The sequence below is a fragment of the Faecalibacterium sp. 3 genome (assembly GCF_048323735.1).
Lineage (GTDB): Bacteria > Bacillota > Clostridia > Oscillospirales > Ruminococcaceae > Faecalibacterium > Faecalibacterium wellingii.
In genome coordinates this window covers 577230-593254 of the sequence record NZ_JBLWFN010000001.1, presented here as the reverse complement: position 1 = coordinate 593254, position 16025 = coordinate 577230, and the positions used below count along the sequence as shown (strand labels likewise).

At 56.6% G+C, this 16025-nt stretch carries 16 protein-coding genes and 1 tRNA gene; 10 read left to right on the top strand and 7 right to left on the bottom strand.

The genetic code is table 11. The features are described 5' to 3' along the window. Window positions 1–37: 37 nt before the first annotated feature. The 8 genes from ACNSPV_RS02745 (at window position 38) to ACNSPV_RS02710 (ending at window position 8319) form a co-directional block, all read left to right on the top strand. Window positions 38–847: a glycosyltransferase gene (locus ACNSPV_RS02745; RefSeq protein WP_348584708.1), complete on the top strand. Its 810-nt coding sequence runs from the start codon at window positions 38–40 to the stop codon at window positions 845–847. Between the two features lie 327 nt (window positions 848–1174). Beyond that, complete coding sequence (gene rfbA / locus ACNSPV_RS02740; protein WP_249238165.1) at window positions 1175–2062, top strand: glucose-1-phosphate thymidylyltransferase RfbA; 888 nt, start codon at window positions 1175–1177, stop codon at window positions 2060–2062. 21 nt (window positions 2063–2083) lie between these two features. Continuing rightward, complete coding sequence (gene rfbD, locus ACNSPV_RS02735) at window positions 2084–3001, top strand: dTDP-4-dehydrorhamnose reductase (protein ID WP_348584709.1); 918 nt, start codon at window positions 2084–2086, stop codon at window positions 2999–3001. Between the two features lie 9 nt (window positions 3002–3010). Continuing rightward, window positions 3011–3442: a hypothetical protein gene (locus tag ACNSPV_RS02730; protein ID WP_348584710.1), complete on the top strand. Its 432-nt coding sequence runs from the start codon at window positions 3011–3013 to the stop codon at window positions 3440–3442. A gap of 3 nt (window positions 3443–3445) precedes the next feature. Further along, window positions 3446–4510, top strand: a complete 1065-nt coding sequence (gene rfbB, locus ACNSPV_RS02725) for a dTDP-glucose 4,6-dehydratase (RefSeq protein ID WP_339395331.1) — start codon at window positions 3446–3448, stop codon at window positions 4508–4510. Between the two features lie 212 nt (window positions 4511–4722). Beyond that, window positions 4723–5562, top strand: coding sequence for a CPBP family intramembrane glutamic endopeptidase (locus ACNSPV_RS02720; protein WP_348584711.1), 840 nt, complete (start codon window positions 4723–4725; stop codon window positions 5560–5562). A gap of 157 nt (window positions 5563–5719) precedes the next feature. Further along, window positions 5720–5974 carry a 30S ribosomal protein S15 gene (gene rpsO, locus ACNSPV_RS02715; protein WP_005933138.1) on the top strand — a complete coding sequence of 85 codons (255 nt, stop codon included), beginning with the start codon at window positions 5720–5722 and terminating at the stop codon, window positions 5972–5974. A 197-nt stretch (window positions 5975–6171) separates the two neighbouring features. Further along, the gene (locus tag ACNSPV_RS02710; RefSeq protein ID WP_348584712.1) at window positions 6172–8319 is read left to right on the top strand and encodes a polyribonucleotide nucleotidyltransferase; all 2148 of its coding nucleotides are present in this window, start codon (window positions 6172–6174) and stop codon (window positions 8317–8319) included. A gap of 127 nt (window positions 8320–8446) precedes the next feature. Here the strand turns inward: ACNSPV_RS02710 and ACNSPV_RS02705 are convergent, their stop codons facing one another. The 6 genes from ACNSPV_RS02705 to ACNSPV_RS02680 form a co-directional block, all read right to left on the bottom strand. Continuing rightward, window positions 8447–9292: a class C sortase gene (locus ACNSPV_RS02705; RefSeq protein WP_348584713.1), complete on the bottom strand. Its 846-nt coding sequence runs from the start codon at window positions 9290–9292 to the stop codon at window positions 8447–8449. A 96-nt stretch (window positions 9293–9388) separates the two neighbouring features. Further along, a complete protein-coding gene (locus ACNSPV_RS02700) occupies window positions 9389–10846 on the bottom strand; it encodes a SpaH/EbpB family LPXTG-anchored major pilin (RefSeq protein ID WP_348584714.1) in 1458 nt (485 codons plus the stop codon). Window positions 10847–11047: 201 nt separating this feature from the next. After that, window positions 11048–11638, bottom strand: coding sequence for a signal peptidase I (gene lepB / locus ACNSPV_RS02695; protein WP_348585165.1), 591 nt, complete (start codon window positions 11636–11638; stop codon window positions 11048–11050). After that, window positions 11635–12189 (bottom strand): hypothetical protein, encoded by a 555-nt coding sequence (locus ACNSPV_RS02690; RefSeq protein ID WP_348584715.1) that lies wholly within the window; start codon window positions 12187–12189, stop codon window positions 11635–11637. Before ACNSPV_RS02690 ends, lepB begins: the two co-directional genes overlap by 4 nt. Window positions 12190–12569: 380 nt before the next feature. After that, window positions 12570–12791, bottom strand: coding sequence for a hypothetical protein (locus tag ACNSPV_RS02685; protein ID WP_339395324.1), 222 nt, complete (start codon window positions 12789–12791; stop codon window positions 12570–12572). A 55-nt stretch (window positions 12792–12846) separates the two neighbouring features. Further along, the gene (locus tag ACNSPV_RS02680) at window positions 12847–13305 is read right to left on the bottom strand and encodes an InlB B-repeat-containing protein (RefSeq protein ID WP_249238175.1); all 459 of its coding nucleotides are present in this window, start codon (window positions 13303–13305) and stop codon (window positions 12847–12849) included. A gap of 314 nt (window positions 13306–13619) precedes the next feature. Between ACNSPV_RS02680 and ACNSPV_RS02675 the strand changes: the two genes are divergently transcribed. Further along, window positions 13620–13693: transfer RNA gene (locus ACNSPV_RS02675), tRNA-Gln, on the top strand. Window positions 13694–13772: 79 nt separating this feature from the next. Here ACNSPV_RS02675 and ACNSPV_RS02670 read toward each other — a convergent pair. Next, window positions 13773–15113 (bottom strand): D-alanyl-D-alanine carboxypeptidase, encoded by a 1341-nt coding sequence (locus tag ACNSPV_RS02670; protein WP_348584716.1) that lies wholly within the window; start codon window positions 15111–15113, stop codon window positions 13773–13775. A 175-nt stretch (window positions 15114–15288) separates the two neighbouring features. Between ACNSPV_RS02670 and ACNSPV_RS02665 the strand changes: the two genes are divergently transcribed. Continuing rightward, on the top strand, window positions 15289–15981 hold the full coding sequence (locus ACNSPV_RS02665; RefSeq protein ID WP_348584717.1) for a metallophosphoesterase: 693 nt from the start codon (window positions 15289–15291) through the stop codon (window positions 15979–15981). Window positions 15982–16025: the final 44 nt, after the last annotated feature.

Genomic DNA, 16025 nt, shown 5'->3' with positions numbered 1-16025 from the left:
GCTCTCCCGAAGGGTGAGCTTTATGAGGAATTTTTGATTGAAAAGAGGAACCCCGGTGGAGCTTTCTGCTTGTATCGTAGTTTATAACGGCGCGGATGAAGCGCTCAGGGCGGCACAGACCGTGCTGGACTGCACCCGCCGCCACCCGCTGACACTGTATCTGGTGGACAACGCCAGCCCGGACGGCAGCGGCCAGCGCCTTGCCAAGGCCGCGAAGGACGGCACCCTGCACATCCGCGAGGACCAGAAGGTGGAGGTGCTCTGCCGCACAGAGAACGGCGGCTTCGGCACCGGACACAACACGGTGCTCAGCCTGCTGCACAGCCGGGTGCACTTTATCCTGAACCCGGATATCCAGCTCACTGCGGATACGCTGAGTGACCTTGCGGACTGGATGGCACAGCACCCCGGTGTAGTGATGGCGCGGCCTGCACTTACCTTCCCGGACGGCAGGCCCCAGCGTCTGCCGCTGCGCCGGTGCAGCGTGCGGGCCATGGTATACCGCCAGCTGCCCTGCCTGAAATTCTGGGCCAAGTATAACGAGCGCTATCTGATGGCAGACAGGGACCTGACCAGCCCCACCGAGATCGAGTTCTGCACCGGCAGCTTCTCGGCGGTGGATACCGCAGCCTTCAAGGCCGTGGGCGGCTTTGATGAGGACTACTTCATGTATGTGGAGGACGCCGACCTGACCCAGAAGATGCGCACCCGGGGCAAGGCGTATCTGGTGCCCCAGTACACCGCCATCCATGCATGGCACCGCGCGGCGCACCGCAGCCTGAAGCCTTTTTTGTGGCAGCTGCGCAGCCTGCTGCGCTATTTTTCCAAGTGGGGCTTTGCGTGGTAACTCCCCCAGTCAATGCCTGCGGCATTGCCAGCCCCCTCGGAGAGGGGGCCTTTTGGGCGGAACAAATGCGAGACTGAAGGAGTTTCAGAACGGCTTTTCCGGAAAATTTTTCGGAAAAGCCGTTCTTTCTTGCTTTTTGTGTGATTTGATAGTAAAATAAAGTGAACTGCTATCCCATTTTGCCGTTCCGGGCAGGGGAGAGCAGCCCCAAAATCGTTTACAGCGGACGCAGCTCCGCTTTGAATCCATACGTCATCTGGGCGGCCTTCCGTCCGGGCGGCGTACAGCTGCACAACTTTTCAATCTATTTTAAAGGAGTGCACAAATATGAAAGGCATTATTCTCGCCGGCGGTGCCGGCACACGGCTTTACCCGCTGACCATGGTCACCAGCAAACAGCTGCTGCCGGTCTACGACAAGCCGATGATCTATTATCCTCTGTCCACGCTGATGCTGGCAGGCATTCAGGATATCCTGATCATCTCCACCCCGACCGATACGCCTCGCTTTGAGGCGCTGCTGGGTGATGGCAGCCAGTACGGCATCCATCTGCAGTATAAAGTTCAGCCCTCCCCGGACGGTCTGGCACAGGCCTTTATTCTGGGCGAAGAGTTCATTGGCGATGACTGCTGCGCCATGATCCTGGGCGATAACATCTTCTACGGCAACGGCTTCTCCAAGATCCTCAAGACCGCCGCCGCCAATGCGGAAAACAAAGGCCGCTGCACCGTGTTTGGCTACTATGTGCAGGACCCGGAGCGCTTTGGCATCGTGGAGTTCGACAAGGACGGCAAGGTGCTCAGCGTGGAGGAAAAGCCTCAGCATCCCAAGTCCAATTACGCCATCACCGGCCTGTACTTCTACAACAAGGAGGTCGTCCGGATGGCAAAGCAGGTCAAGCCCTCTGCCCGCGGAGAACTGGAGATCACCACTCTGAACGACATGTACCTGAAGAAGGACGAGCTGGATGTTCAGCTGCTGGGCCGCGGCTTTGCATGGCTGGACACCGGCACCATGGACAGTCTGGTGGAAGCAGCCGACTTTGTGCGCATGATCGAGAAGCGTCAGGGCATCAAGATCAGTGCGCCGGAAGAGATCGCATTCAAGTACGGCTGGATCGACCGCGACACCCTGATGGCAAGTGCTGAGCGCTATGGCAAGAGCCCCTATGGCCAGCACCTGAAGAATGTTGCAGACGGCAAGCTGCGCTACTAAGCAAAAGAGAGGCGTACCCATATGAAAATCATTGTTACCGGCTGCAAGGGCCAGCTGGGCACCGAGATCATCAAGCAGCTGCACGAAGGCCGCAGCGAGATCGGCCCCATCCCCGAAAAACTGCTCAACGCTACGGTGATCGCCGTGGACCTGCCGGATCTGGATATCTCCAACTATAAGATGGTGGACGAGTTCATCCGCCGCAACCGCCCGGACGTTATCATCAACTGCGCCGCCTACACCAATGTGGATGGCTGCGAGGTGAACCATGACGCCGCCTTCAAGGCAAATGCTCTGGGCCCCCGCAATTTGGCACAGGCAGCCGAAAAGACCGGTGCCCGTCTGGTGCACGTCTCCACCGACTATGTGTTCTCCGGCCGCGAGAACGGCGGCGTTGCACAGGACGAGGCCACCATTCCCGGCCCCATCAGCGCCTACGGCTCCACCAAGCTCATGGGTGAAAAGTACGTGGAACAGTTCTGCCACCGCCACTTCATCGTGCGCACCGCATGGCTCTACAGCTACTACGGCAAGAACTTCGTCAAGACCATCGTGAACGCGGGCAAAAAGTTCGGCAAGCTGGAAGTGGTCAACGACCAGTGCGGCAACCCCACAAATGCGGTGGATCTGGCCCACGAGATCCTGCAGCTGTGCGTCACCCACGAGTACGGCCTGTACCACTGCACCGGCGAGGGCATCTGCTCGTGGTATGATTTCGCTTCCGAGATCATCCGCCTGTCCGGCGTGGATGCTGCTGTGGCCCCCTGCACCAGCGAGGAATACAAGGCAAAGCACCCGGAAAGCGCCGACCGCCCCAAGTGGAGCGCACTGGACAATCGGATGCTGCGCTGCACCGTGGGCAACGATGTGCGCGACTGGAAGGATGCTCTGGCCTGCTTCTTCACCCACTGGGACGGCGACAACGGCATGAAAGACTGATGATGGATCATGTTGGATGCGATTTTTAGCAGACCTGTTAAGGCCCTGAAGCTCCTTGCAAAGGTGCAGTGTGTGCTGGCGTTTGTGCTTTCGGTCATGCTGTACGGCTATGTTTATGAGGGGCTGAAATACTTCAGTTTCTTTGCAGCCATTGTGCTGGGGTTGGTAGCTGCTGTGGTGCTCTGGATGCTGCAGATGTTCCTTGCATGGGCGATGTACGCTTTTGCAGAGCTGGTGGAGTATACCAGAGCCACCCACGAAGAACTAAGCAACATGAGCAGCGGTCTGGCAGAATATACCAAAGCAATGAGCAGGACGATCAATACCATGAACCGAGAGTTATGCGTGATTGCAAAGCACTATCATGCAGAAGAAGCCAGAGACAACAACACCGCCAGTGCGCAAGCTGCGGCGGATACAAACGATATAGAGGAAACTTGATTTATGAAAACCTATCTGATCACCGGCTGCGCCGGTTTTATTGGTTCCAACTTTGTGCATTATATGCTCAAAAAGTACCCGGAGATCCTGCTGGTCAATCTGGATAAGCTGACCTACGCCGGCAATCTGGAAAACCTGAAGGACGTGGAGGGCGACCCCCGCCATGTGTTTGTGCAGGGCGATATCTGCGACAAGGAGCTGGTAGAAAGCCTGTTCCAGAAGTATGATTTCGATTACGTCATCAACTTTGCCGCCGAGAGCCATGTGGACCGCTCCATCAAGAACCCCGAGATCTTTGTGCAGAGCAACGTGATGGGCACCGTCAACCTGCTGCAGCGTGCCAAGGAGGCATGGTACGACGCCGACGCCAAGACCTGGAAAGAGGGCAAGAAGTACCTGCAGGTGTCCACCGATGAGGTGTACGGCGCTCTGGGTGCGGACGGCTTCTTTATGGAGACCACTCCGCTGTGCCCCCACAGCCCCTATTCTTCTTCCAAGGCCAGCGCCGATATGTTCGTTATGGCGTTCCACGATACCTACGGTATGCCGGTGAACATCACCCGCTGCTCCAACAACTACGGCCCCTACCAGTTCCCGGAGAAGCTGATCCCCCTGATGATCAACAACGTCAAGCACCACAAGCAGCTGCCCGTCTACGGCGACGGTATGCAGATCCGCGACTGGCTGTATGTGGAGGATCACTGCAAGGCCATCGACATGGTGGCCAACGGCGGCAAGATCGGTGAGGTGTACAACGTGGGCGGCCACAACGAGCGCCCCAACATCTTCATCGTCAAGACCATCATCAACCAGCTGCACGACCGTCTGCAGGACGAGGGCATCAGCGAGGATCTCATCAAGCATGTGGCCGACCGTCTGGGCCACGACCGCCGCTACGGCATCGACCCCACCAAGATCAAGAACGATCTGGGCTGGTACCCCGAGACCCCCTTCGAGAAGGGCATCGTGCTCACCATCGACTGGTACCTGAACCATCAGGAGTGGATGGACCACGTCACCAGCGGCGATTACCAGAACTACTATCAGGATATGTACAAGAATAAGTAACAGCCTGTAGAGAAAAGCCCCCTCATATGGGGCTGCTGCAAAATGCGGCGTTCTGAAACTGCTGTTCTGACATCAAAGCAAGTGCAGCGCTTTTCATCAAAGACCGGAAATTTTTGATGGAGATGCGGGGCACTTGCTTTTTTGTGTTGGCTATATCGTTTTGCGGCAAAGTGTGTTAGAATAGAGCTATCAACATTTCAGGAGGGTACCTCATGCTCAAACGACTGCGCACTGCGCACCCGATCGTATTCTGTGTTCTGGCCGAAGTGGTCTTTCTGGCAAGCCTGTTTATCACCGACCTGATCTTTACCATTGTGCTGGTGCTGCTCCGGGCAGATTTTTCTGCACTGGATACATATCTCTACAGCACACTGCAGGAGCTGGTGGGCGCATTGGTGGCGGTGCTGTTTCTGGTGCGGACAGACCGTGCCGGGCTGCTGCGCCGCCGCGGCAGCGGCTTTTTCAACGGCCTGCTGGTGGGCATGTACCCGCTGGTATTCATCGGCTACAACACCTTTGGTTCGCTGCTGCTGGGCCGGCCGGAGAATGGCACGCTGCAGCCCGCTGTGCGCATCTGCACCTTTCTGGCCAACATGGCCATGGTGGGCGTGGCGGAAGAGTTCATCTTCCGGGGCGTCATCGCCCAGACCCTGCTGGAACACTTCGGCACCAGCCGTGCCGGTGTGTGGAAGGCCTGCCTGCTGTCCGGCGTGCTGTTTGGTGCGGCGCACCTGACCAATATTCTGGGCTCGGCACCTTTCGGCGTGCTGATGCAGTGCGTGTTTGCGGCTTCGCTGGGCACGCTGTTTGCCGCAGTCTACTTCCGCACCGGCAACCTCTGGGTGACGGTGTTCCTGCACGGCGCAATGGATATCTCCTCCATGCTCATCGGCGGGCTGTACGGCACCACCACGGTGGCCGAAGCTGTGAGCGGCTACGATGCCTCCATGCTTCTGTCGGTGCTGTTGTACCTGATCCCCACCGCATTTCTGCTGCGCAGGAAAAAGCTGCCGGAGGTGCAGCTGTATTGGCACCAGTACGTAAAAAAATAAAGGCAGGATGCAAAAAATATCCTTGCATTTTGCACAGGGTTCTGGTATACTGTATCTGTTACCGTGGTACGGGGCTGGGAGTATGCCCGCTTTTGGGAATGCCGTTTCCCGCCGCTGTTCCATTGGCACATAAAATTTTATAAAGAGGTATGTTACTATGAACAAGCAGGAAGTTATGGCCAAAGTCGCTCTGACCGAGAAGGACACTGGCTCTCCCGAAGTCCAGGTCGCTCTGCTGACCGCTCACATCAACGAGCTGAACGAGCACCTGAAGAAGAACCCGAACGATCACCACAGCCGCCGCGGCCTGATGAAGATGGTTGGCCGTCGCCGCAATCTGCTGGCTTATCTCCAGAAGAAGGACATCGAGCGTTACCGTGCTCTGATCGCAACTCTGGGTCTGCGTAAGTAATTTAAACAGAGGGCAGGTACCGCAAAGGTGCCTGCCTTTTGCTTTTTATATTTTCTGTACAAATGGCGGCGGCAGCGTGTTGCAGCAGTAAATCGAGCGCCTGTGCCTGCAGGCAGGGACGCTGGATTTATTGCTATGATGCGCGTGCCGCAGCCTTTGGAGAATAAAAGATCCGCAAAAATAAGGAGGCAAAAACAATGGCAATTGAATTTGGTTCCCGCAAAGAGACCTTTGAAAACTTCAAGGTCTACGAGACCATGCTGGCCGGCCGCCCGTTCAAGGTAGAAATGGGCAAGATGTGCGGCCTGTCCAACGCCAGTGCACTGATCCGCTACGGCGAGACCTGCGTCATGTGCAACGTGGTCATGAGCCCCAAGCCCCGCGAGGGCGTGGATTTCTTCCCCCTGAACGTGGAGTATGAGGAAAAGCTCTACGCCGCAGGCCGCATCCCCGGCAGCTTTATGCGCCGCGAGGGCCGCCCCGGCGAGCGCGCCATCCTGACCAGCCGCGTGGTGGACCGCCCCATGCGCCCGCTGTTCCCCAAGGAAATGCGCAACGACGTGTGCATCACCATGACCGTGATGAGCCTTGACCCGGACTGCAGCCCCGAGATCGCCGGTATGATCGGTGCCTCTCTGGTCACTGCCGTGTCCGACATCCCGTGGAACGGCCCCATCGGCGGCGTGCAGGTGGGTCTGGTGGACGGCGAGATCGTGCTGAACCCCACGCAGGAACAGCGCAAGGTGAGCGATCTGGCCCTGACCGTTGCCGCCACCATGGACAAGATCGTGATGATCGAAGCCGGTGCCAACGAGGTGGACGAGGACACCATGCTGAACGCCATCAAGGCCGCTCACGTGGAGATCAAAAAGATCATCGAGTTCATCAACAAGATCGTTGCTGAGCGCGGCAAGCCGAAGATCGATTTTCAGGTTGTGGGTCTGGATATGGACGTGTTCCACGCCATCCAGAACAAGTATCTGGACGACTTCAAGGCCGCCATGGACACCGACGACAAGAACGTGCGTGACGCCGCCCTGCTGCCCATCATGGACCGCATCGCCGAGGAGCACCCCGACCTGACCGCTGCGGACCTCGACCTCGTGAGCTACAAGATGCAGAAGTTCGTGGTGCGCCGCTGGCTGCTGGATGAGGGCAAGCGCGTGGATGGCCGCGGCATCAACGAGATCCGCCCGCTGGCTGCTGAGGTGGGCATCCTGCCCCGCGTGCACGGCTCCGGCATGTTCACCCGTGGCCAGACCCAGGTGCTGACCACCTGCACTCTGGGCGGTACCAAGGACAACCAGCTGATGGACGATCTGACCGACGAGCAGACCAAGCGCTATATCCATCACTACAACTTCCCGCCGTACTCTGTGGGCGAGGCCCGCGCACCGCGCAGCCCCGGCCGCCGCGAGATCGGCCACGGCGCACTGGCAGAGCGTGCTCTGGTGCCGGTGCTGCCCTCTCTGGAAGAGTTCCCCTACACCATCCGCTGCGTGTCTGAGGTGCTCTCTTCCAACGGCTCCACCTCTCAGGCATCCATCTGCGGCTCTACGCTGGCACTAATGGACGCAGGCGTGCCCATCAAGGCACCCGTTGCCGGCATTTCCTGCGGCCTGATCACCGAGGGCGACCGCTGGATGACCATGCTGGACATTCAGGGCGTGGAGGACTTCCACGGCGATATGGACTTCAAGGTGGGCGGCACCCGCAAGGGCATCACCGCCATCCAGATGGACATTAAGATCGACGGCCTGACCTACGACATCATTGCCGAGGCCTTCGAGAAGTGCCGCAAGGGCCGCCTGTATATTCTGGACGAGATCATTAAGCCGGTGATCGCAGAGCCTCGCCACGAGCTGAGCCGCTACGCACCCAAGATGTTCAGCATGATGATCCCCACCGATAAGATCAAGGACGTCATCGGCAAGGGCGGCAAGGTCATTCAGGACATCTGCGCCACCTGCAACTGCAAGATCGATGTGCAGGAGGACGGCCATGTGTTCGTCTCTGCCGTGGATCAGGAGGACGCAAAGCGCGCCATCTTTACCATCAAGACCATTGTGGAGGACCCCGAGATCGGTGCCATCTACAAGGGCAAGGTGACCCGCCTGATGAACTTTGGTGCTTTCGTGGAGATTGCACCGGGCAAGGAAGGTCTGGTGCACATCTCCAAGCTGGACACCAAACGTGTGGAGCGCGTGGAGGATGTGGTGGCCGTGGGTGACGCCATCGTGGTCAAGGTGACCGACATCGACCAGCAGGGCCGCATCAACCTGAGCCGCCGCGACGCCATTCTGGCTCTGGAAGCCAAGCGCGCCGAGCAGCAGGCACAGCAGTAAACAAAACCGGCTCTCCCTCCGGGAGGACCGCTGAACAGGCAAAAAAAGCATCTGCAGTCATTACGGCTGCAGATGCTTTTTTGTTGGAAAACTTATTCCGTGCAAAGCTGCGGATAAAAGCGGCTCCTCAGTGCGTTTTGTGCGTTTCATCCTTTGTGGAACTGCGTTTGCTGGGAGCGAACAGCAGCCAGAACAGCAGCACCAGAAGCAGGGGCAGCGCCATGATGGGCGCGGTGAGGATGGGCTCGATCTTGATGGCGTCAGAGGTCACACGGATGTGCTTGAGCTTGTCCGGTGTGGTGATGCGGCGTCCCCGCACCAGCAGCCGGTGAGTGTTGATGCCGTAGGGCGTGCAGGTCATCAGGGTGATGTAGTCCTTGCCCTCCGACACCTTCAGGCTGTCGGTCTCGGTGGGCAGGACGATGGAAATGTTGTCCACCTCGTAGGTGAGGGTCCGGTCCAGCACCGTGATGGTGAAGGTGTCGCCCACCTCCAGCTGATCCAGATTGGTGAACAGCTTGGCGCTGGGCAGGCCCCGGTGGGCCGAAATGACCGCGTGGGTGCTGGCACCGCCCACCGGCAGGCTGGTGCCTTCCAGATGACCGGCGGCCACCTGCAGCACGGCATCGCTGGTGCCGTGGTAGATGGGCAGCTCCACGCCGATCTTTTCAATGGTGATATAGCCCATGATACCGGTGCCGGTCACGTCCAGCGTGCTCTCGTAGGACGGGAACCGGTCCGGAAAATACAGGGCATCCGGGTCTGCGGCGATCTGCGCATTGAAGGCATCGGCCGCTTCAAAATAGGCGGTGTAATCCGCATCCGACAGTTTATCCACATCGGCGGCGTAATTGGCCACAGCACGGGTCTGGTGCAGCTGGTTGACGTAGTCGCTGATGGTGGGGTATAGCATCACGGATAGACCCACGAAAAAGACGAGGATCAGGATGATGGTGCTTTTGTTCTTTTTCATGGGCTACTCCCTAATGTTATAAGATTAAGGAAAGGATGCGGAGGCCGCTAGACCTCCGCATCTCCTGTTGCTATAGGATTTTTCCGGGGAGAAGAATTACTTGTTTTCCATGCGCTTCTTGGTGACCAGCAGGACCACTGCTGCCACCATCAGGCCGCCGCCGATGACGTAGAACAGGGTGGTGCCCATGCCGCCGGTGGAGGGCAGGGTGGTGCCGGTGTTATTGACGATATGGATACCGGCATTGTTTTCAGACACATAGGTGGTACTATCCATCGTTGCAACATTATTGCCGCTGGTCAAATCAACTTTGACACGTGCAGTAAGGCCATTGTAGCCCTGAGGTGCTTTGGTTTCCTCCAGCCAGTAAGTTCCCCTCTTCAGGCCCTTGATCGTGATTTTGGAAGCTGCATTTGTCACAATTTCAACGCCTGCTTCACCGTTAACTGCAACACGATAGGCGTTGTCACCATCAGCCACCAGATTGATCACGTTGCCGCCTTCGGAGCTGTCATACAGCTTAAACTTTGCATCAGCCAGCAGCTTGTTAGTGCTGTCGGTTTTAACTAAATCGAACATGTAGGTGTACGTATCGGTTTCACTCGTTGTGGTCTTGGCATCGTGACCGTACTTCAACTTAGCAGTGTTCTTGTTAGTGCCATTATAAACCACTGCGTCCTTATTCAAAGTGGCAGAATAAGTGACGGTAATATCGGTGCTATCGTTAGTCAGCGTGTTCAGGTAATCCGGTTTAAAAGTGACCGTAATAGTGGTGACGCCGGTAGTGCTATCGACAGCGGAAGTCATAGTGTAATCAATACCGGAAGTCAGAGTTTTATTGTTGTCGTCAGTAATAGCGATGTCATTGTTGAAGGTCAGGCCCTCGGTCATAGTATCGGTCAGTACATAACCGGTGGCACCCTTCTTGGCATAGATGACAACCTTATACTCAACCTTATCGCCGATGCTGGCATCGTTGCTCTTAACGTAGTCGCCAGTACCGTTTTTAACTGTCTTATCGATTGTGGGCTGCACATTCTTATCGTCGATTACGATCGTATCATTGGTGGTGTCCAGAGCGCACAACGTGCCAACGGTGGTGTTGATCAGATAATAGCCGGTAGGCAGGGATGCGAACTCGACCTTACCACCAGTAGCATCAGCAGTGCCATCGTTGGCAATGCTCTTCTCTTCTGCAAAAGCAAGAGCTGCTTTTGCAAAAGCAGCAGCATCCATGCTATCATTTGCCTTTACATATTTGTTGTTTACCAAAGTGAAGTAGTTCGTAAATGCCGTGCTGTTGGTAAAACCTGCATCGATCCATTTCTGGCTTACGGTGTAGGAATAGCGGCCGGGGTCGCCTTCGCCGGTGCTTTTATCATAACTCTCCAAATCAAAAATACGGTAGATCGTATAAGTCTCGCCATCGGTTGCTTGGTTGATGGTGATCTTGCCGTTATTATGTGCGCTTGCTGCAAACGCAGGCACCGCCATGGCGCACAGTAGGGCAACAGCCAGCAGAGCCGCCATGAGTTTTTTGAACGTCTTCTTCATCGTTTGTAAAAACTCCTCTCAATTTTTGCTTTTGATTCCTTTATCGGGTCCGCATACAGCGCAGGAATGACTTTGCCGCTGCGTAAGAAGGGTGCAGCCCTGCCTTCTGCATCTGCACACTCTGCAGACCCAGCACACCAGAGCGGTAAGCGTTATAGCTGTGCCGTCTGCTGTCACAAAGTAATACCGGCCCCGCCGGGACTAGGACATCAGCGAAAAACCGGACAAGGGCCAGACCCTCAGAAAGACCTTGCCCACGATCTGGCTTTTTTCCACCGTGCCGATCACACTGCTGCGGCTGTCAATGGAGGTGGCCCGATGGTCGCCCAGCACAAAATAGCGGTTTTCCGGCACCTGATAGGGGAACTTGATGTCGCATTCCCCCAAGGCAAGCTCGTCCACGTAAGGCTCGTCCAGCGTCTGACCGTTCACGGTAACAACGCCGTCCTCATCCAGCGTGATCACATCGCCCGGCAGGCCGATAACACGCTTGAGCAGAAGCTTGTTCTGCCAGTAAAAACCGCACAGGTCGCCGGTTTTCATGTCGCCGGTCTTGACCAGCAGGATGATGTCCTTGTCCTGCAGGGTGGGGTTCATGCTGTCGCCGGAGACCTGAAGCACCGGCAAAAACAGGGTGGCCAACAGCACCGCAATGGCTGCAACCACCAGCAGGGCATACACCGTGCTGCGCAGCACGCGGAGGTAGCGGCGGCGGTAAGCCAGCCGGTCACGCTCTGCCTTCACCTCGGCGGTGGAGGGGATGGGCGTGAACTTGATTTTTTGCTCTTTCATTTGTCGCATTTTTCGGCACGCTCCTCCGGCAGGAACTCCGTGCTGTGGTAGCCGTCCAGCAGCTCGCTGGCGCGGCGGTCAAAGGCGGCCCAGCGCTGCTGGATCTCCTGCTGGGTCCGCGCAAGCATGGCTTTGCAGTCGGCCTCGGTTTGGGCACGGCTGCGCGCCGCAGCCTCTGCCTGCTCGTCACACTCTTTCTGGGTGCGGGCCTTCAGGTTCGCGGCTTCGGTCTGGGCCTGCGCAAGGATCTGCTCCGCCTCGGCCTCAGCCTGTGCCCGCAGGGCATTGGCGGCGGCATCGGTGTTTTTGTTTGCGGCGCGCACCGATGCAACATACTCGTCCGCAGCGGCCTGTGCGGCTTCAAACACCTTGTTCAGCTCCAGCGCGGCCTGCGCAATGGAACCGGCGTTTTCAATATGAATCTGACGCTCCTGCAGCTGGGCAGACAGGGCAGCGTTCTCTGCCCGGAGCCTGTCCTCGGTCTGCTTGAGAGCCAGAATGATCTCGACTAATTCGGCGCGGCGCATCCGCCGCAGTTCACGGTCTGGCATAATGGTCTGTTTCTCCGCAAAAGATGGTCTGAGCGACCGGAAAAAAGTTATCAAACACAAATTTTCCGTTGTGAAAATGGCGGTTTTGAGATACCGTCTTTCCACCGGACTGCGTATATTTAAAAGTCAAACGCACAATCTATAGGATAGCATACGATGCGCAACAATACTGACACGAATGTGTAACAATATTATCACAGAAACTGCAACAGAAGCGCAACAAAAAGGACCGCTTTATGCATCTATCTGCAAAAATCATAAAAAATATTTTCCAATAAATAGAGTGCTGCTGCGGAAGATTGAAAGAATGGATGAAAACAAAAAGAACTGTCCCCTAAATGAGAACAGTTCTTGAAAATTACAGAAAACGCGGGATGCGCTCAGAAGCCCTTCAGCAGGTCGCTCAGGGTCAGGAAGGACTGATAGATCACGTTGACGTTGTTGATGATGGAGCTTGCACCCGAGAAGATGCGGGCGATGGCGTTGAACACCTTGCCCACATTCAGGAAGTCGTTGTACAGGTCGCTGGCACCGCCGTCCAGATAGACCATTTCCTCTTCATTGATGACGGCGTAATTAGCAGGCAGTTTCATAACAGACATGGGGGATCTTCCTTTCGATTGATGGTTTGATGAAGTGTAAGGCGAAAACAGGTCGTTACATAAAGGCAGCCACGGCCAGCGTGGTGAGCAGGGCACCGGCAACGGTAAGGATGCTCAGGGTCATGCCGTCATCCTGTTCCGTCTGCTCGGGCTGAGCAGGCTTGGAGGTGCTGGTGCTGCTGGAAGCGGCGGTGCTCTTGACGGTCCAGTGGGCATACACGGTGGTATCCCCCGTGAACACCGTTGAAGTGGTGACCTTTGTGCCGCCCACCGTCTCGGTGTACCAGCCATCAAAGGTGTAGCCGTCCAGCGTGGGCTGGGCGGGCAGAGCGCTGAGCTTGCCGTTCAGGTTGGTGGTAACGGCTACAACAGAGCTGGTGCCGCCCATGGCATCCAGACCAATGGTGTAGATCTGTGCGTCCTTTTGCTCTGCGGCAAAGGCGGAGGGCAGTGCACAACACAGCAGCGCCGCACTGAGCAGGCCGAGAACCAGCATTTTCAGGATCTTTTTCATAGGACTCCTCACTTTCCTGACGAGTTGGGGGATGGTGCAGCCGACTGCGGAAACACCAGAACAGACCTCGTGTCTCCCCGCCACAGGGCAGCAGACGAAAAAGTCGGGATGAGGAGGTTTATTCAGATTTATTTTTACCACACAGAGTGCAACAAAAGTGCAACAAATCGGGCAGGCTTTGATGCAGGAATGAAAAAAACCGCTTTTTTACAAATCAAGCAGCACAAAAGGCTGCGGAGGATGGCCGCAAAAGCGGAAAAGTGGAGCCTTCCCCTTGTGGAAAAACAAAGAATATGGTATAATATCTTGCACGATGCGCCATCGCCAAGCGGTAAGGCAGGGGACTTTGACTCCCCCATCGTAGGTTCGACTCCTGCTGGCGCAACCAAAAGCCCCGTCATCCTGAAAAGGCTGGCGGGGCTTTTTGCGTCACTTTTTCCACAAAGTGCGGCCGAACGGTGCAAAACTCAGCGGCGGTGGATCTTTCTGGTGGGCTTGCGGTGGTTCCAGCCATTCAGGAACGTCCACAAAAAGTAAATTGCGGCAGAGATAATACTTAGTGTTATCACAACTTTGAGATACAAACTGCCCAGAAACTCCCGGAACCGGGCCACCGTGAACAGCAGCGGGTTCAGACTGACGTCCTGCCCGGCGATCAGGTCCACCACGCCGATGGTCTCACCGGCCAGCTTCAGTTCCACGGTGCCCACCACATCGCCCTGCTGGATGGGCGCACTGACCGCATCCGGCAGGTGAAAATATTTCTGGGTCACGCTGCCGTCACCGGTGGAGGGCAGCAGGGTCATCATGCTGTCGGCGGGGTACAGCTGCAGGGAGCTGGTGTCGGAGGAATACTTCACCGGGATCTCGGCCAGCGTAAGGTCGGTGTCCAGCGCGGCCTGAATGGAAAAGCTGTCGAACACCCAGTCCATCAGCTTCACGGTCTCACACAGGGCGGGGCGGCGGTTGGCGTAGCCGAAATCGTCGCAGGTGTCGGGGCTCTGCATCACGCAGAAAATATAGGTGGCACCGTCCTTGTTGGCCCATGAAACATAGCTCTGGCGGCCGCTGTCGTTTTTAAAGGCGGTCACATCGCACATGCCGCCCTGCATGGCGCTGCGGTAGTATTTGCCGCCGCTGGATTTGCTCAGCGCGGCGTTCTGGCTGACCAGAATAGAGGACGACCGGTGCTTTTCCTTGGCGGGCATCGTAAAGGTGGGAGCACCGGAGATTTCGGCAAAGGCATCGAAGCTCATCAGGTAGCGCAGGATCAGGTACATATCCACGGCGCAGGTCACATTGCCGCTGTCGATGCCGCAGGCATCGGTCCATGTGCTGTGGGTGGTGCCGATGCGCTGGGACAGGGTGTTCATCTGGCTCACCCAGCCGGCCAGATCGCCGCCGGAAAGGGCGTAGGCCAGACCCATGGCGGCTTCGTTGGCGTTGCGGGTCAGCATGGCGTAGACGGCTTCCCGGTAAGTGAAGGTCTCGTTGGAACGCATGTCGGCGTTGTTGGTGTTGTATACATAATCCGAAATGGCGAACGGCATCTGGAAGGTGTCGTCCAGATGGTCGGCGTAGTTGGTCAGCAGCAGGGCGACGGTCATATACTTGGTCAGGCCGCCGGCCGGTACCTGCTTTGCGCTGTCCTTATCGTAGACGATGATGTTGGTGTCAGTGTTGACGATGTAGGCGCTCTGCGCCTGCACCTGATAGACCGGGGTGGGGTCGAACATAGCGCCGGCAGGCAAAAGCAGGCAGCTGAACAGGACAGCGAACGACAAAACCAGTGCAAAAATACGTTTCATGTGGACAATTCCTTTAAAAAGCGATAATATAAAACAACAGGCAGCACGGCACAAGCGCAGTGCGCCGGGTAAGAACGAGATCACAGCGGAAGGCTGTATTCTTTATAATAACAGGTTTAGCGGGGTGTGACAAGGCTTATTGTGCCGATTTCACATCCGGTCAGGGAGGACAGGAATGGTATATCTGACAGGGGACACCCACGGCGACATCGACCGCTTCAAACACGGCAAGCTGCGCTGGCTGGGCAAACGGGACACCGTGGTGGTGCTGGGCGATTTTGGTTTTGTGTGGGACGGCAGCAGGGAGGAACAGAAAAAGCTGGATTGGCTGCGCAAGCGCCCGTATACCCTGCTGTTTCTGGACGGCAGCCACGAAAACTATGATCTTTTGAAGCAGTATCCCACCGAGGAACGCTTTGGCGGCAAGGTGCAGGCACTGGGCGGCAATGTGTACCATGTGTGCCGCGGCAGCGTGCTGGAACTGGAAGGAAAAAAGTATCTGTGCTTTGGCGGTGCGGAAAGTCAGGACCGGGAGGACCGGGAACCCGGCGTGAACTGGTGGAAGGAAGAAATGCCCTCGGATGAGGAATACGCCTTCTGTGAGGAGAACCTTGCAGCCTGCGATTACAAAGTGGATTATGTGCTGACCCACGATGCGCCAAGCAGATTTTTGGATTTTACCGCCCTTGCCAGCGGCGAGAACAACCAGCTGCACAGTTTTCTGGATAAAATTTTGTTGAAGCTGACCTACGACCAGTGGTTTTTTGGCTGCTATCATAAGGATACCCAGCTTTCCACCAAAAGCCGCTGCGTGTTCTGCGATGTGATAAGCATGGGCGAACGGCACGCAAAGCGTTCCGTTCGATAACAGGGGCCGCTGCACCAGCCGTGCAGCGGCTTTTGCATTTGATG